This window comes from Rhizobacter terrae (assembly GCF_003852895.1).
Lineage (GTDB): Bacteria > Pseudomonadota > Gammaproteobacteria > Burkholderiales > Burkholderiaceae_C > Albitalea > Albitalea terrae.
Genome location: NZ_QUSW01000001.1, coordinates 553,535 through 572,405, shown reverse-complemented (window position 1 = coordinate 572,405; position 18,871 = coordinate 553,535). Strand labels below are relative to the sequence as shown.

General features: G+C 66.7%; 21 protein-coding genes. 7 read left to right on the top strand and 14 right to left on the bottom strand.

Features of this window, described 5'->3' with window-relative positions:
• Nucleotides 1-95 precede the first annotated feature (95 nt).
• From DZC73_RS02595 to DZC73_RS02575, 5 genes are all read right to left on the bottom strand, one after another.
• Nucleotides 96-686 carry a hypothetical protein gene (locus DZC73_RS02595; protein ID WP_124538629.1) on the bottom strand — a complete coding sequence of 197 codons (591 nt, stop codon included), beginning with the start codon at nt 684-686 and terminating at the stop codon, nt 96-98.
• Complete coding sequence (locus DZC73_RS02590) at nt 683-1,069, bottom strand: hypothetical protein (protein ID WP_124538628.1); 387 nt, start codon at nt 1,067-1,069, stop codon at nt 683-685. The genes DZC73_RS02595 and DZC73_RS02590 overlap by 4 nt, the downstream gene beginning before the upstream one ends.
• 105 nt (nt 1,070-1,174) lie before the next feature.
• Nucleotides 1,175-1,552, bottom strand: coding sequence for a hypothetical protein (locus tag DZC73_RS02585; protein ID WP_124538627.1), 378 nt, complete (start codon nt 1,550-1,552; stop codon nt 1,175-1,177).
• 68 nt (nt 1,553-1,620) lie between these two features.
• A complete protein-coding gene (locus DZC73_RS02580; RefSeq protein ID WP_124538626.1) occupies nt 1,621-1,785 on the bottom strand; it encodes a DUF1328 domain-containing protein in 165 nt (54 codons plus the stop codon).
• A gap of 170 nt (nt 1,786-1,955) precedes the next feature.
• Nucleotides 1,956-3,362 (bottom strand): CHASE3 domain-containing protein, encoded by a 1,407-nt coding sequence (locus DZC73_RS02575; RefSeq protein WP_124538625.1) that lies wholly within the window; start codon nt 3,360-3,362, stop codon nt 1,956-1,958.
• Between the two features lie 37 nt (nt 3,363-3,399).
• Here DZC73_RS02575 and DZC73_RS02570 point away from each other — a divergent pair, with 37 nt between their 5' ends.
• A complete protein-coding gene (locus DZC73_RS02570) occupies nt 3,400-4,032 on the top strand; it encodes a response regulator (RefSeq protein WP_124538624.1) in 633 nt (210 codons plus the stop codon).
• 20 nt (nt 4,033-4,052) lie between these two features.
• On the opposite strand, the gene DZC73_RS02565 is transcribed toward DZC73_RS02570, so the two are convergent.
• Entirely contained in the window at nt 4,053-4,463 is a 411-nt protein-coding gene (locus tag DZC73_RS02565) for a response regulator transcription factor (protein ID WP_124538623.1), read from the bottom strand.
• 332 nt (nt 4,464-4,795) lie between these two features.
• Here DZC73_RS02565 and DZC73_RS02560 point away from each other — a divergent pair, with 332 nt between their 5' ends.
• Nucleotides 4,796-5,236: a prolipoprotein diacylglyceryl transferase gene (locus tag DZC73_RS02560; protein WP_124538622.1), complete on the top strand. Its 441-nt coding sequence runs from the start codon at nt 4,796-4,798 to the stop codon at nt 5,234-5,236.
• Here the strand turns inward: DZC73_RS02560 and DZC73_RS02555 are convergent, their stop codons facing one another.
• The 3 genes from DZC73_RS02555 to DZC73_RS02545 are packed head-to-tail and all read right to left on the bottom strand — an operon-like array spanning nt 5,237 to nt 7,542.
• Nucleotides 5,237-5,584, bottom strand: a complete 348-nt coding sequence (locus DZC73_RS02555; protein WP_124538621.1) for an FKBP-type peptidyl-prolyl cis-trans isomerase — start codon at nt 5,582-5,584, stop codon at nt 5,237-5,239.
• 40 nt (nt 5,585-5,624) lie between these two features.
• Nucleotides 5,625-6,542 carry a tRNA glutamyl-Q(34) synthetase GluQRS gene (gene gluQRS, locus DZC73_RS02550; RefSeq protein WP_124538620.1) on the bottom strand — a complete coding sequence of 306 codons (918 nt, stop codon included), beginning with the start codon at nt 6,540-6,542 and terminating at the stop codon, nt 5,625-5,627.
• Nucleotides 6,543-6,546: 4 nt separating this feature from the next.
• Nucleotides 6,547-7,542, bottom strand: a complete 996-nt coding sequence (locus tag DZC73_RS02545) for a LysR family transcriptional regulator (protein WP_124538619.1) — start codon at nt 7,540-7,542, stop codon at nt 6,547-6,549.
• A gap of 93 nt (nt 7,543-7,635) precedes the next feature.
• Between DZC73_RS02545 and DZC73_RS02540 the strand changes: the two genes are divergently transcribed.
• The gene (locus DZC73_RS02540; RefSeq protein ID WP_124538618.1) at nt 7,636-8,337 is read left to right on the top strand and encodes a pirin family protein; all 702 of its coding nucleotides are present in this window, start codon (nt 7,636-7,638) and stop codon (nt 8,335-8,337) included.
• A 70-nt stretch (nt 8,338-8,407) separates the two neighbouring features.
• Complete coding sequence (locus DZC73_RS02535; RefSeq protein ID WP_124538617.1) at nt 8,408-9,127, top strand: DUF599 domain-containing protein; 720 nt, start codon at nt 8,408-8,410, stop codon at nt 9,125-9,127.
• A 10-nt stretch (nt 9,128-9,137) separates the two neighbouring features.
• On the opposite strand, the gene egtB is transcribed toward DZC73_RS02535, so the two are convergent.
• From egtB to DZC73_RS02520, 3 genes are read right to left on the bottom strand one after another with little or no spacing between them, the layout of a single operon-like run.
• Nucleotides 9,138-10,430, bottom strand: a complete 1,293-nt coding sequence (gene egtB, locus DZC73_RS02530; RefSeq protein ID WP_124538616.1) for an ergothioneine biosynthesis protein EgtB — start codon at nt 10,428-10,430, stop codon at nt 9,138-9,140.
• Entirely contained in the window at nt 10,427-11,071 is a 645-nt protein-coding gene (locus DZC73_RS02525) for a class I SAM-dependent methyltransferase (RefSeq protein WP_124538615.1), read from the bottom strand. The genes egtB and DZC73_RS02525 overlap by 4 nt, the downstream gene beginning before the upstream one ends.
• 54 nt (nt 11,072-11,125) lie before the next feature.
• Nucleotides 11,126-11,875 carry a sulfurtransferase gene (locus DZC73_RS02520; protein WP_124538614.1) on the bottom strand — a complete coding sequence of 250 codons (750 nt, stop codon included), beginning with the start codon at nt 11,873-11,875 and terminating at the stop codon, nt 11,126-11,128.
• 41 nt (nt 11,876-11,916) lie between these two features.
• On the opposite strand from DZC73_RS02520, the gene dnaE reads away from it, so the two are divergent.
• From dnaE to DZC73_RS02505, 3 genes are all read left to right on the top strand, one after another.
• Nucleotides 11,917-15,420 carry a DNA polymerase III subunit alpha gene (gene dnaE / locus DZC73_RS02515; protein ID WP_124538613.1) on the top strand — a complete coding sequence of 1,168 codons (3,504 nt, stop codon included), beginning with the start codon at nt 11,917-11,919 and terminating at the stop codon, nt 15,418-15,420.
• 78 nt (nt 15,421-15,498) lie between these two features.
• Nucleotides 15,499-15,945, top strand: coding sequence for a hypothetical protein (locus tag DZC73_RS02510; protein WP_124538612.1), 447 nt, complete (start codon nt 15,499-15,501; stop codon nt 15,943-15,945).
• An 81-nt stretch (nt 15,946-16,026) separates the two neighbouring features.
• Nucleotides 16,027-17,262 (top strand): patatin-like phospholipase family protein, encoded by a 1,236-nt coding sequence (locus DZC73_RS02505; protein WP_124538611.1) that lies wholly within the window; start codon nt 16,027-16,029, stop codon nt 17,260-17,262.
• An 88-nt stretch (nt 17,263-17,350) separates the two neighbouring features.
• On the opposite strand, the gene DZC73_RS02500 is transcribed toward DZC73_RS02505, so the two are convergent.
• Both DZC73_RS02500 and rfaD read right to left on the bottom strand, forming a co-directional pair.
• Nucleotides 17,351-17,728, bottom strand: coding sequence for a ComEA family DNA-binding protein (locus DZC73_RS02500; protein WP_124538610.1), 378 nt, complete (start codon nt 17,726-17,728; stop codon nt 17,351-17,353).
• A 127-nt stretch (nt 17,729-17,855) separates the two neighbouring features.
• A complete protein-coding gene (gene rfaD, locus DZC73_RS02495; protein ID WP_124538609.1) occupies nt 17,856-18,848 on the bottom strand; it encodes an ADP-glyceromanno-heptose 6-epimerase in 993 nt (330 codons plus the stop codon).
• Nucleotides 18,849-18,871 lie beyond the last annotated feature (23 nt).

Sequence of the window (18,871 nt, the reverse complement as noted above, 5' to 3'; positions counted from 1 at the left end):
GCGTCGGGCGCAGCCCGCAGTGAATCAACTCTAGGGGGAGGGTCAGCGCCGGGCCATCGGAGCGATGGCCCTTGCCCTGTAGGACGAAGCCGCGTTCATGCCGCTTCCTTCATGCCGACCATCTCTTCGCTCGCGGCTGGCCCGGGCGCAGGGGCCGCAGCCGTGTCGTCAGGGGCCCGCGGCGCCTTGCGCGCGAACGCGGTCACCGCGTCCAGCACCGATTCCCACGGCATCTGCGTGAGGACGTGGGAAGTGATCTGCGAGAACAGCCCTGCGAAGAGCGCTGTCCTGCCCAGACGACGCCATGGCTTGAAGCGAACGAGGGCAGCACCGGCGGCAAAGGCCGCTGTGACCAACAGGATGGGGTGCCTGCGTGCCAGCGGCGCCGCGCTCTCGCGGATCACGCCCTCGGCCATCGTGACCACTGGATGCAGCGGGTGGTTGGACCACCACGCCTGCACCGCGTCGATCACCACGCCCAGGCCCGGCATGGCCCTCAGCCTGTCGAACAAGGGGGACTGCAGGCCCTGCGCATTCGCCATGGCGCGCCGCCGCCTCGCTTCGTCGCGACCTTCTCCACGCAGCATGTACTGGCGCATGCGCTCGCGTGACTCGGCCAGGCGCTGCACCGCCGTGGCGGGTTGGGACTGCCCGGACTCGCCGGCCGGAGGCATCGGCGTGCTCATGGTGCGGTCACGCTGCGCAGCATCGCAGCGTCGGCGGACAGTTGTTCACGGATGGCGCTGAAGCCGCGCTCGCCGCCCACCGGAGCCTTCGCCGACGATCGGGCCCACAGTCCCAGCACCAGCGGAATGCACGGCGCGATCAGCAAGGCCCAGGGCGAATTCATCCGCTCCAACGGCACCACCGCCCACAGCATCACGGCCACGCCGGCGAGTACCACGGTCACGAACAGGCAGGCCAACGACACCGCATGCAGCATCGCTCGTCGCTTCCATTGCACGGTGACGGCGCCGACTTCTTCGGCCACCATCTCGGAATAGGCCTCGACGTGATCGGCGATCAGTTGGGGCTCGGATACCAGCAGACGAAACAGCGGATGGATCATGATGGACCCCGGCGTTGGGCTGACGCGCCGCGAACGGCGGCGAAGAAAAGGGGTTCACCGTGTTGCGGTGAACCCCTGTGGCGGTGAAGGCAGCGAGTGCCGCGTTCAGTCGCGGTTGCGCAGCAGCAGGGTCACCACGGCGGCCACCGCCGCGCCCACGCCGGCGGCGATCAGCACGGACTTGACGGGTTCGTCCTTGATGTAGCCCACCGTCGCTTCCGAGGCCCGCTGCGCTCGCTCCTTCAGGTGGGCGGTCGTGTCGCGCATGGCGTCCGCGCTGCGGCGCGCCAATTCTTCGGCCTTGCTGGCAACGCGATTGAGCGCAGGGGCGGCCTGGTCCTTCATGTCGTGCACCTTGTCCGAAAGTGAATCCAGGGCTTCGTCGGCGACGCGCTTGGTGGACGAGATCGCGCTGTCGGCGCTTTGCGCAGCCTGGTCGGCCAGGGTGTTTGTCGGGCCGAAGGGCTTGGTGGTGGCAATCATGTTGATCCTTTCGATGGGTGGAAGAGCGCGAGCGAACGGTGTGGCGCTGAATCAAGCCGCCACTCAAATCAAGGTTTCTTGATCAGCCCAAAAAGGAAACTGGCCACGGCGAGGATGGCGAACAGGATGAACAGGATCTTCGCGATGCCCGCCGCGCTGGCGGCGATGCCGCCGAAACCGAACAGGGCGGCAATCAGGGCGATGACGAAGAAGACGACGGCGTAGTGCAGCATGGGCAGTGATCCTCCGTTGATCCGCACCCTTGTGGAGGGTGCGTGGAAGACAGCTTATGCAGCGGCTTGGCGCACTGCCATGAGAGGCCCCCGCTTCGCGCTGTCGGCTGGATCAGCAATCCCGTGTAGGACGGCGCCTCATGTGGAAACGCCCAGTGTGGCCCCGTGGATCAGGCCGCCTGCGGAGCGGCTTCTTCCTCGGCCAGCAAGGGCAGGCTCGCCCGCACGCAGGTGCCCTGGCCGGGCGCCGATTCGAGGGTGAAGCGGCCGCCGTCGGCCTCGACGCGGTAGCGCATCCCGAGCAGCCCGTGGGCTGAGGCGCGGCGCTGACGCGTGTCGAAGCCCACCCCATCGTCGCGCACCCAGATGCGGGCTTCGCCGTCCTCCTCCACGAGGCGGACCTCGACCTTGGAGGCCCGGGCGTACTTGGCGATGTTGGTGAAGGCCTCCTGCACCATGCGGTAGGCAGTGAGCTCCACGTTCGGCCTGAGCTTGACGGGCGTGAGCTGGCAATCGACCTCGACACCCGAGCGCTCGGCAAACTCGCGCGACTGGATCTCCAGCGCCGCCAGCAGGCCCAGGTTGCTCAGCGACGACGGACGCAGGTCTTCGATGATGCGGCGCTTGAGTGCGATGCCGTTGTTGAGGATGTCGCTCAGGTGGCCCAGCCGCTCCGTGGCCTCTGGCGACGTGGCGCCGAGCCGCGATTTGATGCGCGCCGCATCCAGCTTGGCAGCCGTCAGCAAGGCGCCCAGCTCGTCGTGCAGTTCACGCGCCAGCCGGCTGCGCTCGTCCTCCCGGGCGGTCTGCAAGTGCTGGGCGAGTTCGGTCAGCTGCTGTGCGAGCTCGGTGAGCTGCGCAGTGCGACGTGACACCTCCTGCTCGAGCTGGTCGCGCTCGGCCTCGATGGCTTCCTGCCGCTCGCGCCGGTGCGCCTCCAGCGCGGCCGTCTGCCGCAGGTACATGCCCAGGGCCAGCAGGCTCAGGGCGCTCATGGTGGCCACGCCGATGCGGTTGAGCATCAGTGTCTCGAAGACGTCGCGGCGGCCGGCCGTGTCCTTGCGCGTTTCCGCGGCGAGCAACTGGTCCAGCACGCTGCGGATCTCGTCCATCTTCTCCTTGCCGATGTCCGTCAGCACGAAGGTGCGCCACGCTTCCTCCTTGCCTTCGTCGAAGAGGCGCAGGGTCTGGTCCAGCTCCGAGAGTCGGCTGTTGAAGCGGGACTCCAGCTTGTCCACCAGCGCGATCTGCGCCGGCTTGCCGGCGTAGTAGCTGCGCAGCCAGTGCAGGTCGCTGTCGATGTCGCGTGCTGCATCGCGGTAGGGCGCGAGGTACTCCTTGCGTGCGGTCAGCAGGTAGCCGCGCTGGCCGGTCTCGGCGTCGACGATGCGCCGCGACAGGCTCATGATGTGGTTGCGCGCGGCGGTCACCGTGTCCAGCGCTTCCATCGCGCGGGTGGACTGGTAGTAGGCCGTCTCGCTGATGAAGATGAGCGCGAGTGCCGCCAGTGCCGCCAGCGGGAACACGAAGGGGCTGCGCTTCAAACGCAGCAGGATGTTCAGGGATTTGTCTTGCATCTAAACTCGCTCATCGCAGCAGTGAGTCACGAACGCCATGATCCGAGTAGCTATCGTCGATGACCATGCCATTGTGCGCGCCGGTCTGCGCCAGTACTTCTCCGACCAAGTGGACCTCAAGGTCACCGGAGAAGCCGCCAACGGCCGTGAGGCGCTCGATCTTGTCCGCAAGGGCGAAGTCGACGTGCTGGTGATGGACCTGTCCATGCCCGACCAGAGCGGTGTCGATGCGCTGGCGGCCATCAAGGCCCGTGCACCCGAGCTGCCGGTGCTCATCCTCAGCGGCTTTCCTGAAGAGCACTACGCCACCACCTTGCTGCGGCAAGGTGCCAGCGGCTACCTCAACAAGGAATGCGACCCCGAGGAGATCGTCAAGGCCATCCGCACCGTGGTGCGCGGGCGCAAGTACATCACCGCCGGCGTGGCCGAGCTGCTGGCCGACGGCCTGGCGGGCGGGGGCGAGAAGCCGCCTCATGAGCAGCTGTCCGAACGCGAGTTCCAGGTGTTCCTGCGCCTGGCCAAGGGCGAGACCATCGGCCACATGGCCGACAGCATGAACCTGAGCGTCAAGACGGTGAGCACCTATCGAACCCGGGTGATGGAGAAGATGAAGCTGGAGTCCAACAGCGACCTCACCTACTACGCGTTGAAGAACGGGCTCATCCAGTGAGCCACTGAGGCCATCCGGCTTCAGGAGGGGAGCTGGCCGAAGCCGGTGGTCTCCTCGCCCGACGCAAGCCGGGCGCAGTAGTTGATGAGGCCGTCGATCTCGTTGGATTTGTCGAACACCTTGTCGGCGCCCAGCTGCAGGCACTTGCGGCGCATGTCGGGCGTGGCGTAGTTGCTCAGCACCACCAGCTTGCGCCCGGTCGCGGCGTTGCGTGCGGTCTGCAGCACGCCCAGGCCGGAGCCGCTTTTCAGGAATATGTCGATGATGACCAGGTCGCAGGTGTTGCCCGACTGGCCCAGCCATTGCGCGGCGCTCGATTCGTCCTCGGCGGTGCCGATCACCTCGACAGGGACCATCTCCTCCAGCGTCGCGATCAGGTTCTCGCGAATGACGGGACTGTCCTCAACGATGTAGGTTCTCAGGTGCGCCATGACAGGGTCGATCGGAATGGACGTGAGACTCCGGGCAGAACCGCTCGGATCGCCAGGCAAACGCAGAGGGCGAACCCACTCATCGGCAAGCGGACGACACTGAGCATTGTTTCCAGTGTTGCCGATGCCCGGGGGAACCGCCATCGGGCGACAGCGGGCGACCGCGTCAGGCATATCCTACACAGACCCCTTTTGGATCTGCAATCGCAAGGCCTGACGGCGGCCCGACTGCGTAGGACGAAAACTACGGTCGCTCGCGGTCGAGTCCGCTTCATCCGGCGGGACGCGGTGGCGATACTTTCTGGCAAATCATCAACCTGAAAGGACCGACCATGATCCGCACGCTGAAGCTCTCCGTCCTCGCTGCCGCCTTGTGTGTGGCCTCGTCCGGCTTTGCCGCCGACGCGATGAGCAAGGACGACTACAAGGCCGCCAAGGACAAGATCGAGGCCGACTACAAGGCCGCCAAGGACGGCTGCAAGGACATGAAGGACAACGCCAAGGATGTCTGCCAGAAGCAGGCCAAGGCCACCGAGAAGATCGCCATCGCCGATCTCGACTACAAGCGCAGCGGCAAGGACAGCGACCGCCTGAAGGCCGAGAAGGTCAAGGCCGAGCAGGACTACGCCGTGGCCAAGGAAAAGTGCGAAGACCTGAAGGGCGCTGAAGAGAGCGCCTGCAAGAAGGAAGCGAAGGCCGTCGAGGCCAAGGCCAAGGCCGACATCAAGGCCGAGAAGAAGGCGGAGAAGTCAGCCCCGAAGACGGCCGGCTGATCAGACCGCCAGCAGTTCGACCTCGAACATCAGCGTGGCGTTGGGCGGGATGACGCCGCCCGCGCCGCGCGAGCCGTAGCCCAGCTGCGGCGGGATCACCAGCAGGCGGGTGCCGCCCACCTTCATGCCCTGCACGCCTTCGTCCCAGCCCTTGATGACCTGGCCCTGGCCCAGGTCGAACTGGAACGGGTCTCGGCGGTCCTTGCTGCTGTCGAACTTCGAACCCTTTACCCCATCGTTGTAGAGCCAGCCGGTGTAGTGCACGGTGACGTACTGGCCGGCCTTGGCTTCTGCGCCGCTGCCCGCGACGGTGTCTTCGTATTGGAGGCCGGAGGGGGTGGTGTTCATGGAAGGGATTCCTTGGTGGTGAGTGAGTGAAGGGTGGGCATCATGCCACCGGGCGCAGCCAGGTGGTACGCCACCGTTCCACGGCCAGGGGCAGCCAGTCTTCCAGCCGGCCGGCGTCGCAGCGGATGCCCAGCACCTCGCCGGCCTGCTTCAGCGCCGCCAGCGGATCCCGCAGGTCGAGCGCCTGTGCGCCGTTCTGCTTGGAGAGCTTCTCGCCATTGGCACCCAGCACCAGCGCCGTGTGCATGTAGTGCGGCGTGGGCAGCCCGAGCAGCCGCTGCAGGTGGATCTGCCGCGGCGTGTTGTCTGCCAAGTCCTCGCCGCGCACGATGTGCGAGATGCCTTGCAAGGCATCGTCGACCACCACGGCGAGCTGGTAGGCCCACAGGCCGTCGGCGCGGTGCAGCACGAAGTCGCCCACGGCGTGCGTCACGTCCTGCGCCTGCAAGCCCAGGCGGCGGTCCATCCATTCGATGCGGATGTCATGCCCCCGGCGATCCAGCGTGCGCACGCGCGTGGCGCGGGCTGGCTTGCCCTTCAAGCCATGCCTGCAGGTGCCGGGGTAGACCAGCTCGGCATGCCGCAGCAGCTCCAGGCCCTGGGACTGCACGGCCAGTTCGATCTCGCGGCGCGAGCAGCCGCACGGGTAGGCGAGGTCGGCGGCCAGGAGGCCCTGCAGCGCGTTCTCGTAGAGTTCGCCTCGCTCGGACTGCCACACCGGCGTCTCGTCCGGGGTCAGCCCGCAGGCAGCGAGCTGGCCGAGGATGGTGCGGTCCATGCCCGGCACGCAGCGAGGCATGTCCACGTCCTCGATGCGCACCAGCCAGCGTCCGCCATGCGCCCGCGCATCGAGCCAGGAAGCCAGGGCGGCCACCAGGGAACCGGCATGCAAGGGGCCGGTGGGCGAGGGCGCGAAGCGGCCGATGTAGCCGGCCCCGGGCAGGTCGCTGCGGTGCATCGTCTCAGCTCTCCGCCTGTGCGCTGCCGTGCCGTTCCAGCAGGGCGCGCCGGGTCTTGGGGCTTTCCAATTGCCCGAGCCACCACTGCAGCGCCAGGCCCAGCGGACCGTTGCCGGTGCGCCAGGCATAGCCCAGGCGCGGCGGCTGCGGGCGACGCTCGGTTTCCTTGACCACCAGCCGGCCGGCGTCGATGTGGTCGCGCACGATGGGCTCGGGCAGGTAGCCGCAGCCCAGACAGCGAAGCTGTGCCTCGATCTTGGCCTGCGTACTGGCCACGGTGAACACCTCCTGCCCAGGCAGCAGGTTGACGGTGACCGGCTCCATGCGTTGGGCGGAATCCGCCACCGCCACGGCGCGGTGGCGGATGATTTCCGCCTCGCTCAACGGGCCTTCCACTGCAGCCAGTGGGTGATGCGGCGGCACGGCGAACACGAATCGAATCTCGCCCAGCGGCTTGATCTGGATGCCCGGCTGAGGGTCGGACGCGATGCCCACGCCCAGCGCCAGGTCAGCGGCGCCGCTGACGAGCGCCTCCCAGGTACCGGCCAGTACCTCGGTGCGGAAGCGCAGCCGGGTTCCGGGGCCAGTGCGTTCGTTGAGCACGCCATGGTCGGCCACCCCTTCGGGCCGCAAGGCGTAGAAGGCTTCGGCCAGCTCGAACATCGTCGTGGACGACAGCACCCCGTCCACTGCGATGGTGAGCTGCGTCTCCCAGCCGGTGGCCACGCGCTTGACGCGGTTGGCCACGGCGTCCACCTGTTCCAGCAGGCGGCGGCCTTCGTTGAGCAGTTCCTCGCCGGCGGCGGTGAGCTTGGCCTGGCGCGAGCGGCGGTCGAACAGCAGCACGTCCAGCGCGTCTTCGAGCTGGCGCACGTTGTAGGTGAGGGCGCTGGGCACCTTGCCCAGCTCGCGCGCCGCGGCGGCAAAACTGCCGGTGCGGGCGATGACATCCATCATCGCGAGCGCTTCGGGGGTGAGGACGTTGCGGGCGGCGGACATGCGTTCATCTTATTTGAACGGACGCTTCAAGGGGCGAGGCCCTGCAAACGGGCCCGGGCTCCTACAGTGGAGCCAACCAAGGAGTCCCCACGCATGATCACCCTGCGCAAATCCTGCGACCGCGGCTACGCCGACCATGGCTGGCTCAAGAGCTTCCACAGCTTTTCCTTCGCCGACTACTACGATCCGAAGCACATGGGCTTCGGCAACCTGCGCGTCATCAACGAAGACCGCATCGCCCCGGGCACCGGCTTCGGCACCCACAGCCACCGCGACATGGAGATCGTGAGCTACGTGCTCGAAGGCGCGCTGGCGCACAAGGACAGCATGGGCAACGGCGCGAGCATCGTGCCCGGCGACGTGCAGCGCATGAGCGCCGGCCGCGGCGTGATGCACAGCGAGTTTAACCACGCGCCCTCGCAGACCACGCACTTCCTGCAGATCTGGATCATGCCCAGCGTGCAGGGCATCGAGCCCGGCTATGAGCAGAAGCACTTCGACGAGGCCAGCAAGCGTGGGCAGCTGCGGCTCGTGGCCAGCAATGACGGGCGCGAGGGCTCGCTGGTCATCCATGCCGATGCGGCCATCTACGCCGGGCTGTTCGACGGCGCCGAGTCGGCCCGCATCGCCGTGAATCCGCAGCGCAAGGCCTACGTCCAGGTGGTGCGCGGCAAGGTGCAGGTCAACGGACAGGCGTTGTCCCCGGGCGATGCGGCGCAGCTGAGCCAGGAAGAAGCGCTGGTCATCGACCACGGCGAGAAGGCCGAGGTCATCGTGTTCGACCTCGCAGCCTGACCATCGCCGCCGGGCGCCTTGCGCCCGGTCGGCACCCAGTCTGGCCGGGGCGTCGGCTAAAGTCGCGCCCATGGAAGCGATGTTCAAGGTCTTGGCGCTGCTGCCCTGGCTGGATTGGGCGGCGGTGGTGGTGTTCTTCAGCGGGTGGGCGGGCTATGCCTGGTTCGCGCGGCACCGCGCGATGACACAGCCCTCCGTTCTCGCCAGCACCAACCGCATCCGCCAGGCGTGGATGCTGCAGACCACCTACCGCGACGTGCGCGTCATCGACGGCGTGGTGGTGCAGAGTCTCTCGACCAGTCCGTCGTTCTTCGCGTCCACGTCCATCCTTGTCATCGGCGGCCTCCTGGCGACCCTGGGCGCGACCGAGAAGACCACCGAGCTGGTGCGCGACCTGCCTTTCGCCGCACGCACCTCGGTGCTGGTGTTCGACCTCAAGCTCGTGCTGATGCTGGTGGTGTTCGTGTATGCCTTCTTCCGCTTCACGTGGTCGATGCGGCAGTACACCTTCGGCGCGCTGCTCATCGGTTCGGCGCCGGAAGCCAAGCAGTTCGATGCCTTGGGCGATGGCGCGCAAGCCGCCCGTCTCGCGTTCTCGCAGAAAGCCGGCCGCGTGCTGGGCCTGGCAGCGGAGACCTTCAACGACGGCCTGCGCGCGTACTACTTCGCCTTCGCGGCGATCGGCTGGTTCTTCTCGCCCATCGTCTATGTCCTGGCGACGCTGGGCGTGATCTACATCCTCTACCAGCGCGAGTTCAGGTCGGACGTGCTCCAGGGCCTGAACGCCTGAGCCTCGGACTTCAGCGGGCCAGCCTCAGTCCCGTGAACTGCCACTGCGCATCCGGTGGAAAGAAGTTGCGGTAGCTGGCGCGCACATGCCCCGCCGGCGTGGCGCAGGAGCCACCGCGGAGCACAAACTGGTTGCACATGAACTTGCCGTTGTATTCGCCGACTGCGCCCGGCAGTGGCCGGTAGCCGGGGTAGGGGTTGTAGTTCGATTGGGTCCACTCCCACACGTCGCCGTACATCTGGAGCGGCTCTCCCCCGTCGGGCACTGAGGCAGGCAAGGGATGGAACGCACCGCGCTCGGCGAAGTTGCCGTGCGTCGGGCTGCTCTTGATGAGTCGCCGTGCAGCCAGTTCCCATTCGGCTTCCGTCGGCAGCCGGGCGCCGGCCCAGCGCGCGTAGGCCTCGGCCTCGAAGAAGCTGAGGTGGCAGGCGGGCGTGTGCGGGTCGATCTCGACCTGGCCTTGCAGGGTGTGGGTGAGCCAGCGGTTCTCCTCCTGCCGCCAGTACAGCGGGGCGTCGCGCTGCTCGGCCTGCACCCAGTCCCATCCCATGGACAGCCACAGCTCGGGGCGGCGGTAGCCGTCATCGTCCATGAAGGCCATGAACTCGCCGTTGCTCACCGGGCGCGACGCCAGCTCGAAGGGCGCGAGGTAGGTGCCGTGCCGCGGCGTTTCATTGTCGAAACAGAAGTCACCGTCGCGCGACGATTCATGGCCCAGCTGGAACATGCCGCCGTCGAAGCCATGCCACTGCGGCGGCTGCGGACTCACCGCACCGATCGGCCAGCGCTTCGCATACGGCCCATGCAGCGGGTTGAACGACAGCGCGTGCTTGATGTCGGTGAGCAGCAGTTCCTGGTGCTGCTGCTCGTGGTGCAGGCCCAGGGTGAGCAGCTCGTTCAGCTGCGCATCATCGGGTCGCGCAGCGAGCAGGCTGAGCATGCGGGCATCCACGTCGGCCCGGTAGCGCTTCACCTGCGCCAGCGTGGGGCTGGTGATCAGCCCTCGCTGAGGCCGTGGATGCCGCTCGCCCACGCCCTGGTAGTAGCTGTTGAACAGCACGCGGAACATCGGCTCGAAGGCCCGGAAGCCCGGCTCGAAACGTTCGAGGATGAAGGTCTCGAAGAACCAGGTCACGTGTGCCAGGTGCCACTTGGTCGGGCTGGCGTCAGGCATGGACTGCACCTGGCAGTCCTCGTCGGTCAGCGGCTCGGCCAGTGCGAGCGTGAAGCGGCGAATTTGCTCGTAGCGCTGCGACAGCGGCGACGAACATCGCGGCGGTGATTCAGGTCGTGCAAGCGTCATGGACCAGTCCCTCGAACACGTCCCGACCCAATGTAGCCCATGCCGCCTTGTGTGGGTTTCCAGTTGAAGTTCTGCAAGCGAGGTTCGATCAGCGACCAGGGCTTGTGCAGCTCATGCGCCCGCACGTTGTACGGGCGATTCTTCAACCAGGCGAGCAGGTTCAGCGGCGCCAGCCACCAGGGAAAGAACTTCATGCCTGCGATGGCAATGCGCGTGCCCGGCGGCAACTGCTCGAAGAGGTTGTCCACGGCTTGCGGCGTGCGGCTGATGTCGTGCACGTAGTGGAAGAGGGCCGCATCGGGCCGGCCCTTGAAGCGCACTTCCTCGGCACTGGCGCACAGGAGCTCGATGTTCCAGCCCTGTGCGATCAGCCCCTTGGCCCGCAGCTCGGCCTGGCGGAACATGTGCGGGCTCTGCTCGAAGGCGATGAGGTTGCCGTTGCGGCCGACTTTTTCCAGGATGGGCTCGAAGCTCAGCCCCGTGCCGCAGCCCACGTCCAGCACGCAATCGCCCGCATCGAGCTTGAGCAGTTCGATGCAGCGCATGCGGATGGGCCAGGTGGGGCGCGTGGTCCTGTCGTACGCGGCGGCGGCGTGCCGGTACTTGCGGATCGAGCGCAGGTTGTCGCGGGTCGGAGGCATCTGTGGGCTGTCGTGCCGGCGGACCCGAAGCTTACGTCTGCGTCCTTGACCTTGTCATTCGGGCTGGGACGGAGGCGATTCGGCCAAGGCTGCATCCACTGCCCGGCGATCGTCGAACACGAAGCAGTCGCCGTCGAAGTGTTTGCCGCCCACTTCCTCGAAGTACTTGAGGATGCCGCCTTCGAGCTGGTACACGTGGTCGACGCCCGCCTCGGCCATGAAGATTGCCGCCTTCTCGCAGCGGATGCCGCCGGTGCAGTAGCTCACCACCGTCTTGCCGCGCAGTTCCTCGCGGTGGTCGAGCACCGCCTGCGGGAACTCGCTGAACTTGTGGATGTGCCAGTCGATGGCATCGTGGAATCGGCCCTGCTGCACCTCGAACTCGTTGCGCGTGTCCAGCGTCACCACCGGCCGGCCTTCGTCGTCGTGGCCGGCGTCCAGCCAGCGTGCCAGCGTCTTCGCATCCACCGCTGGCGCCCGCGAATCCGCCGGGCGGATGGTGGGGTGGTTCATGCGGATGATCTCTTCCTTCACCTTCACCAGCAGCTTGCCGAAGGGCACGGCGTCGGACCAGCTTTCCTTGGGCGCCAGCGGTGCGAATCGCGCATCGCTGCGCAGCCAGGCGACGAAGCCGCGGACGTTCTCGGCGGCCCCCGCGAGGAAGAGGTTGATGCCTTCCCCGGCCAGCAGCACGGTGCCCTTGAGTGACAGGTCCATCGCTTGTGAGCGGATGCTCTCGCGCAAGGCGGCGGTGTCGTTCAGTGGCGTGAAGAGGTACGCCGAGATGTTCAGAATCGGTTTCACCTGCGGGATTTTACGGACCCGGCCCTCCGTAAAATCGCCCGATGGCCTTCGTTCACCTGCGCATCCACACCGAGTTTTCCGTCGTTGACGGCACCCTGAGAATCGACGAGGCGGTGGGCGCCGCAGCGTCCGACAAGCAGCCTGCCCTGGCCATCAGCGACCTGAGCAACCTGTTCGGCGCGATCAAGTTCTACAGCAGCTCGCGCAAGAAGGGCGTCAAGCCCATCATCGGTGCGGACGTGTGGCTGGAGCCCGAAGGTGGCGAGAAGGGCGCGAGCCGCCTCTTGCTGCTGGTGCAGAACAAGACTGGCTACCTCAACCTGTGCGAGCTGCTGTCCAAGTCGTGGCTGGTGAACGTGCAGCGGGCGCAGGCCTGGGTCAAGTGGGAATGGCTGGCCGAACTGGGCGAAGGGCTCATCGCGCTGTCGGGCGCGGACCTGGGCGCCGTCGGCCAGGCCCTGCTGGCGCAGGACAAGGACCGGGCGAAGGAACTCGCGACCCGACTGGCGGGCCTCTTCCCGAACCGCTTCTACATCGAGCTGCAGCGTGCCGGGCAGGCGACCAACGAGGCGCATGTGCGCGCCGCCGTGCCGCTGGCGGCCGAGATGCATCTGCCGGTGGTGGCCACGCATCCCATCCAGTTCCTGGCCGATGAAGACTTCGAGGCGCACGAGGCCCGCGTTTGCGTGGCCGAGGGCGAGACCCTGACCAACCCGCGTCGCATCAAGCGCTTCACCCGCGAGCAGTACTTCAAGACGCAGGCGCAGATGGAGGCACTGTTCGCCGACATCCCCAGTGCCATCGCCAACACGGTGGAGATCGCCAAGCGCTGCAACCTCTCACTGGTGCTGGGCAAGCCTCAGCTGCCGAACTTTCCCACGCCGCTGCTGGACGACGGCACGCCCATGCCGATGTCGGACTACTTCCGGCTCGCCTCCCATGACGGCCTAAAGGAACGCCTGGTCCAGCTCTTTCCCGACGAAGCCCTGCGCGAGAAGGAAACCCCGCGCTACGTGGAGCGCCTGGACTTCGAGATCAACACGATCTTGAAGATGGGCTTCCCCGGCTACTTCCTCATCGTGGCCGACTTCATCAACTGGGCGAAGAACAACGGCTGCCCGGTGGGGCCGGGCCGGGGGTCGGGCGCGGGCTCTCTGGTGGCCTACGCGCTGAAGGTGACCGACCTTGATCCGCTGCGCTACAACCTGCTGTTCGAACGCTTCCTGAACCCCGAGCGGGTGTCGATGCCCGACTTCGACATCGACTTCTGCCAGGGCAACCGCGACCGCGTCATCGACTACGTCAAGCACAAGTACGGCCGCGAGGCGGTGAGCCAGATCGCCACCTTCGGTACCATGGCCGCCAAGGCCGCGCTGCGCGACGTGGGCCGTGTGCTGGGCATGGGCTACGGCCATGTGGACAGCATCGCCAAGCTCATCCCCGCGCCTCCAGGCAAGACGGTGACGCTGGCCCGCGTGCCCGAGAACCCCGATGGCGGCGTGATCTACGCGCGCAAGGAATCGCCCGAGATCGAGGAGCGCGAGAAGAACGAGGAAGAAGTCGCCGAGCTGCTGACGCTGGCGATGCGCCTGGAAGGCGTGACCCGCAACATCGGCATGCACGCCGGTGGCGTGCTCATCGCGCCGGGCAAGATCACCGACTTCTGCCCGCTGTACATGCAGCCCGGCAGCGACAGCGCGGTGAGCCAGTTCGACAAGGACGACGTGGAAGCCGCCGGCCTGGTGAAGTTCGACTTCCTGGGCCTGGCGACGCTGACCATCCTGGAGCTGGCCAAGGACTACATCCGCGAACGCAACCCCGGCAAGGAAAACTTCGTCCTCGAGGACATTCCGCTGAACGATCGCTCGGCCTACCAGCTGATGAGCGAAGGCAAGACCGTTGCCGTGTTCCAGCTGGAAAGTTCGGGCATGCAGCGCATGCTCAAGGACGCCAAGCCCAGCGTGTTCGAGGACATCATCGCGCTGGTGGCGTTGTACCGCCCGGGCCCGATGGACCTGATCCCCACCTTCTGCGCCCGCAAGCACGGCCGCGAAGAGGTGGAGTACCCGCACCCGATGATGGAGGCGGTGCTCTCGGAGACCTACGGGATCATGGTCTACCAGGAGCAGGTGATGCAGGTGGCGCAGCGCCTGGGCGGCTACTCGCTGGGCGGCGCCGACCTGCTGCGCCGCGCGATGGGCAAGAAGAAAGCCGAAGAGATGGCCACCCACCGCGGGCTGTTCGCGGAGGGCGCGGCGAAGAACGGCATCAGCACCGACAAGGCCAACGAGATCTTCGACCTGATGGAGAAGTTCGCGGGCTACGGCTTCAACAAGTCGCACGCCGCGTGCTACGCCCTGCTGGCCTACCAGACGGCCTGGCTCAAGTTCCACTACCCGGCCGAATTCACCGCGGCCAACATGAGCATCGCCCTGGACGACACCGACAAGCTCAAGGTGTTCCATGACGATGCGGTCGACAAGCTGGGCCTGACCTTCGAGCCGCCCAACGTGAACACCGGCAACTACCGCTTCGAGCCGGTGGGGCGCAAGGTGGTGCGCTACGGGCTGGGCGCCATCAAGGGCACGGGGCAGAGCGCGATCGAGGCCATCATCCAGGCCCGCAAGGACGGCGGTGACTTCAAGTCGCTGTTCGACTTCTGCACCCGCGTGGACCGCTCGCGCATCAACAAGCGCACGGTGGAGGCGCTGATCAAGGCCGGTGCGTTCGACATCCTGGGCCTGGAGCGCGCATCGCTGGTGGCGAGCATTCCGCTCGCCTTCGACTACGCCGACACACAGCACGCGAATGCCGACCAGGGCGGGCTCTTCGACTTCGGCGACTCGCACGCCGCCTCCACGCAGGAGCCCGACCTCGTGCAGGCCGAGCCGTGGAGCATCAAGGAGCGGCTGACCTTCGAGAAGGTGGCGCTGGGCTTCTACCTCTCGGGCCACCTGTTCGACCAGAGCGCCGACGAGGTGCGCCTGTTCGCCAAGCGCCGCAATGCGGACCTCGTGGACAGCCGCGACCCGCAATTGCTGGCGGGCATCGTGAGCGACCTGCGTGTCATCAACGGGCAGCGTGGCCGCGTGGCCATCTTCAAGCTCGATGACAAGACCGAGGCCATCGAGGCCGTGGCGAACGAGGAGGTGCTCAACGCCAACAAGGACCTGCTCAAGGACGATGAACTGCTCATCGTGACGGGCAAGGTGCAGCCCGATCGTTTCTCCGGTGGCCTGCGGCTGAACGTGCAGCAGGTGTGGGACCTGACGACGGCCCGCTGCCGTTTCGGCAAGTACCTGCGCGTGGAGGTCAACGGCAGCATTCCGCCGGTGGCCGAGGTGCTGCGCGACTTCCCGACGCGCAAGACCATGGGCGAGCTGGGGCCGACGACGCAGGGGTTGGGCGTGCGCCTGGTGCTGGAGCGGCAGTCCGCCCGCGGCGAACTGGACCTGGGCGAGGACGGCAAGTTCTTTCCGAGCGATGCGGCCATCGCCCGCTGGAAAGAGGGCAGCCACGGCAAGGCGACGGTGGTGTACGAATAGTCACGTTTGCGGGCCGGCCATGGTGCACAGGCCATGGCCCGGCTGCGTTGGACAAGTAGCTTTCCCAGGAGTCCAACCATGAAACGAATTCTTGCCGCCATTGCCCTCGCCGCCTGCGTTGTGCCAACTTTTGCACAGCAAGTCGGGGTGTCGGTGCAGGTCAATCAGCCGGGCCTGTACGGCCGCATCGACATCGGCCATGTGCCGCAGCCGCCGGTGGTGATCTATCCGCAACCCGTCGTGATCCAGCCATCGCCGGTGGCGGTGTACCAGGCACCGATCTACCTGCGCGTGCCGCCCGGCCATGAGCGCCGCTGGGCCCACTACTGCGGCCGCTACGGCGCCTGCGGCCAGCCCGTCTACTTCGTGCGGGAGGACTGGTACCAGCGGCAGTATGTGCCGGCCCAGTGGCATGGACGCGGTCACGACCATGACCACCATGACCATGACGACCATGGCCACGACCGTGACCATGACCGTGATGACGACCACGATCGCGGACATGGCCGCAGCCGCCACCACTGATCGCTCCCCGCGGATGTTGCGCCGGGGCCACCCCGGGGCAGTCCCGACCACCAAGCCGCATGCCGCTGTCTACACTGCGGCATGCCCGACATTCCAACCACCGGCCTGATCCTCACGGGCGGTGGAGCCCGTGCCGCATACCAGGTCGGCGTGCTCGATGCGGTGGCGAACATTCGCCGACACAGCGACGCGCCGCCCGGCAATCCCTTCCCGGTCATCGCCGGGACGTCTGCCGGTGCCATCAATTCCACCGCGCTCGCCTGCGGCGCGGATGACTTCGACAAGGCCGTCAACGGCCTCGTGCACATCTGGCGCAACTTCCGCGCGGAGCAGGTCTACCGCAGCGACTCCATCGGCGTGATCCGCACCGGCGCAAGCTGGCTGACCATGATGTCGGTGGGCTGGATGATCGCGCGCTTTCGCCGCGCCCGGCCCCGGTCTTTGCTGGACAACAGCCCGCTGGATGTCCTGCTCGCTAAGCTCATCGACATCCGCCGGCTGAAGCAGGTGATGCGCGACGGCCATGTGCAGGCCCTGGCGGTGACGGCATCGAGCTATGGCAGCGGGCTGCACGTGACCTTCTACGACGCGGTGAAGGACATCGTGCCCTGGACACGCTCGCAGCGCATCGCGGTGCGCAGCGACGTGGGCGTGCCGCACCTGCTGGCCTCGTCGGCGATTCCATTCGTCTTTCCCGCGGTGCCGCTGGTGATCGATGGGCACATCGAATACTTCGGCGACGGATCGATGCGGCAGTCGGCGCCCATTTCACCGGCCGTGCACCTTGGCGCCGAGCGAATCCTGGTGGTGGGTGCGGGCCGCATGCATGAGCCGCCGGGCGAGCGCCCGGCCAGCGGTGAATATCCGAACGTGGCGCAGATCGCGGGCCACGCGCTGTCGAACATCTTCCTCGACGCGCTCGCGGTCGACGTGGAGCGCCTGCAGCGCATCAACAGCACGCTCGGGCTGCTGACGCCCGAGGCGAGGGCGCGCACGTCGCTGCGTCCCATCGATGTGCTGGTGATCGCGCCCAGCAAGCGGCTGGATGACATCGCCGCCAAGCACCTGGGCAGCCTGCCGGCGCCCATCCGTGCATTGCTTCGTGGGGTGGGCGTGTCGGGGCGCGGCAATGACGCACGCGGCGCGGCGCTGGCCAGCTACCTGCTGTTCGAGGCGCCGTACACGCGAGAGCTGATGGCGCTGGGCCGCTCGGACACCTTCGCACGGCGCGACGAGGTGATGCAGTTCTTTGGGTGGAAGCCCAGGAGCCGCATTCCCGCTGCAGCCCAGGCTGAATCCCTGGTCGCCTCCAAGTAGGGCACGAAAAAAAGGCGCCCTGGCAGGGGCGCCTTCGGAGAATGCTGGCCGTTCACTCAGCGTGCCGGCGGTGCCTGGACGATGCGCTTCATTGGGCCACTGCCTTCTTCTTCGAGGCCTTGGCATCGCTGGCCTTGTCGGCTGCCTGGAACGCCGCCTTCTTGCTGCCCTTGCCCGATGCCTTCGGTGCGTCGCCCGTCGACTTGTAGGCCTCGCCATTCACCGTCAGGCCGTTGTTGGACAGCTTGGTGGCGCGCGCATCCTTGATGCCGTGCATGCGCTGCTGCACGTCGGCCCAATCCTTGAACGAGCCCTTCTTGCGCTCCTCCATGATCTTGCCGGCGGTCACCGTCCCCACACCTTTCACGCCTTCCAGTTCGGCCAGGTTGGCCTTGTTGATGTCCACCGACGCGAAGGCGGCGGCAGCAAAGAAAGCGAGGGTGATGGCGATGATCTTCTTGAACATAGGTTCCTCCAAACGTGTTGTTGATGATGTGCACGACACGGTGTTGTGCCGTGCCGTCATTGAACGACACGTGATGGGTCGCGGTCGACCCACGGAGGAGGGGCTCGATGCCCCGCGTCGGAGGGCCCTAGGATTGACGAGCCATCCACTCCACGTAGCGCTGCACGCCTGCGGCCACGTCGCTGAACACGTGGCCGCAGCCGATGCCGCGCAACCGTGCGAGGTCGGCCTGCGTGAAGCATTGGTACTTGCCCACCAGCGCCTCGGGGAAGGGGATGTATTCGACCAGGCCCTGCCTGACCATCTCGGCGAGCGACAACGCGGCCTCTCCCTTCAAGGCGCGTGACGCGTTCACTGTGGCGATCGCCACGTCGTTGAACGGCTGTGCGCGCCCGCTGCCCAGGTTGAAGATGCCGCTGGCCTGCGGGTTCTGCAGGAACCACAGGTTCACCGCCACCACGTCGTCGACGAACACGAAGTCGCGCGATTGCTCGCCTGCTGCGTAGCCGCCGTACTCGCCGAAGAGCTTCACACGGCCGGTGTCGCGGAACTGGTTGAAGTGGTGGAAGGCCACCGAGGCCATGCGCCCCTTGTGCTGCTCGCGCGGACCGTACACGTTGAAGTAGCGAAAGCCCGCCACCTGCGTCTTCGCGCCCGGCAGCATGCGTCGCACGACGTTGTCGAACAGCAGCTTGGAGTAGCCGTAGACGTTCAGCGGCTGCTCGAACTCCGGTTCTTCGCGGAAGGACGCGCTGCCGCCATAGGTCGCGGCCGATGACGCATACAGCAGCCGCGTGCCCTGCGCCTGGCAGGCATCCAGCAGCGCCTTGGAGCACCGGTAGTTGGTGTCCATCATGTAGCGGCCGTTGTGCTCCATGGTGTCGGAGCAGGCACCTTCGTGCAGTACGGCGTCGACGCGGCCGAACTCGCCCTGGGCGAAGCGCTGGTAGAACTCGGTGCGGTCGAAGTAGTCCGACAGCTTGGCGCCCAGCAGGTTGCGGTACTTGGGGCCATCGGTGAGGTCGTCCACCGCGATCACGTCGTCGATGCCGATGGCGTTGAGCCCGTGGACGATGTTGCTGCCGATCATGCCGGCTGCGCCGGTGACCACGACTTTCATGCCGCTTCCTTTTTCGGTAGTCC

Excerpts from the sequence above, each read along its gene's own strand:
- DZC73_RS02540 (WP_124538618.1), top strand. The coding sequence starts at position 7,636 with ATGATCACCCTGCGCAAATCCTGCGACCGCGGCTACGCCGACCATGGC.
- DZC73_RS02595 (WP_124538629.1), bottom strand. The coding sequence starts at position 686 with ATGAGCACGCCGATGCCTCCGGCCGGCGAGTCCGGGCAGTCCCAACCC.
- DZC73_RS02575 (WP_124538625.1), bottom strand. The coding sequence starts at position 3,362 with ATGCAAGACAAATCCCTGAACATCCTGCTGCGTTTGAAGCGCAGCCCC.
- DZC73_RS02510 (WP_124538612.1), top strand. The coding sequence starts at position 15,499 with ATGAAACGAATTCTTGCCGCCATTGCCCTCGCCGCCTGCGTTGTGCCA.
- DZC73_RS02525 (WP_124538615.1), bottom strand. The coding sequence starts at position 11,071 with ATGCCTCCGACCCGCGACAACCTGCGCTCGATCCGCAAGTACCGGCAC.
- DZC73_RS02505 (WP_124538611.1), top strand. The coding sequence starts at position 16,027 with ATGCCCGACATTCCAACCACCGGCCTGATCCTCACGGGCGGTGGAGCC.
- egtB (WP_124538616.1), bottom strand. The coding sequence starts at position 10,430 with ATGACGCTTGCACGACCTGAATCACCGCCGCGATGTTCGTCGCCGCTG.
- DZC73_RS02580 (WP_124538626.1), bottom strand. The coding sequence starts at position 1,785 with ATGCTGCACTACGCCGTCGTCTTCTTCGTCATCGCCCTGATTGCCGCC.
- DZC73_RS02560 (WP_124538622.1), top strand. The coding sequence starts at position 4,796 with ATGATCCGCACGCTGAAGCTCTCCGTCCTCGCTGCCGCCTTGTGTGTG.
- DZC73_RS02570 (WP_124538624.1), top strand. The coding sequence starts at position 3,400 with ATGATCCGAGTAGCTATCGTCGATGACCATGCCATTGTGCGCGCCGGT.
- dnaE (WP_124538613.1), top strand. The coding sequence starts at position 11,917 with ATGGCCTTCGTTCACCTGCGCATCCACACCGAGTTTTCCGTCGTTGAC.
- DZC73_RS02590 (WP_124538628.1), bottom strand. The coding sequence starts at position 1,069 with ATGATCCATCCGCTGTTTCGTCTGCTGGTATCCGAGCCCCAACTGATC.
- rfaD (WP_124538609.1), bottom strand. The coding sequence starts at position 18,848 with ATGAAAGTCGTGGTCACCGGCGCAGCCGGCATGATCGGCAGCAACATC.
- DZC73_RS02545 (WP_124538619.1), bottom strand. The coding sequence starts at position 7,542 with ATGTCCGCCGCCCGCAACGTCCTCACCCCCGAAGCGCTCGCGATGATG.
- DZC73_RS02585 (WP_124538627.1), bottom strand. The coding sequence starts at position 1,552 with ATGATTGCCACCACCAAGCCCTTCGGCCCGACAAACACCCTGGCCGAC.
- gluQRS (WP_124538620.1), bottom strand. The coding sequence starts at position 6,542 with ATGCACCGCAGCGACCTGCCCGGGGCCGGCTACATCGGCCGCTTCGCG.
- DZC73_RS02535 (WP_124538617.1), top strand. The coding sequence starts at position 8,408 with ATGGAAGCGATGTTCAAGGTCTTGGCGCTGCTGCCCTGGCTGGATTGG.
- DZC73_RS02500 (WP_124538610.1), bottom strand. The coding sequence starts at position 17,728 with ATGTTCAAGAAGATCATCGCCATCACCCTCGCTTTCTTTGCTGCCGCC.
- DZC73_RS02555 (WP_124538621.1), bottom strand. The coding sequence starts at position 5,584 with ATGAACACCACCCCCTCCGGCCTCCAATACGAAGACACCGTCGCGGGC.
- DZC73_RS02565 (WP_124538623.1), bottom strand. The coding sequence starts at position 4,463 with ATGGCGCACCTGAGAACCTACATCGTTGAGGACAGTCCCGTCATTCGC.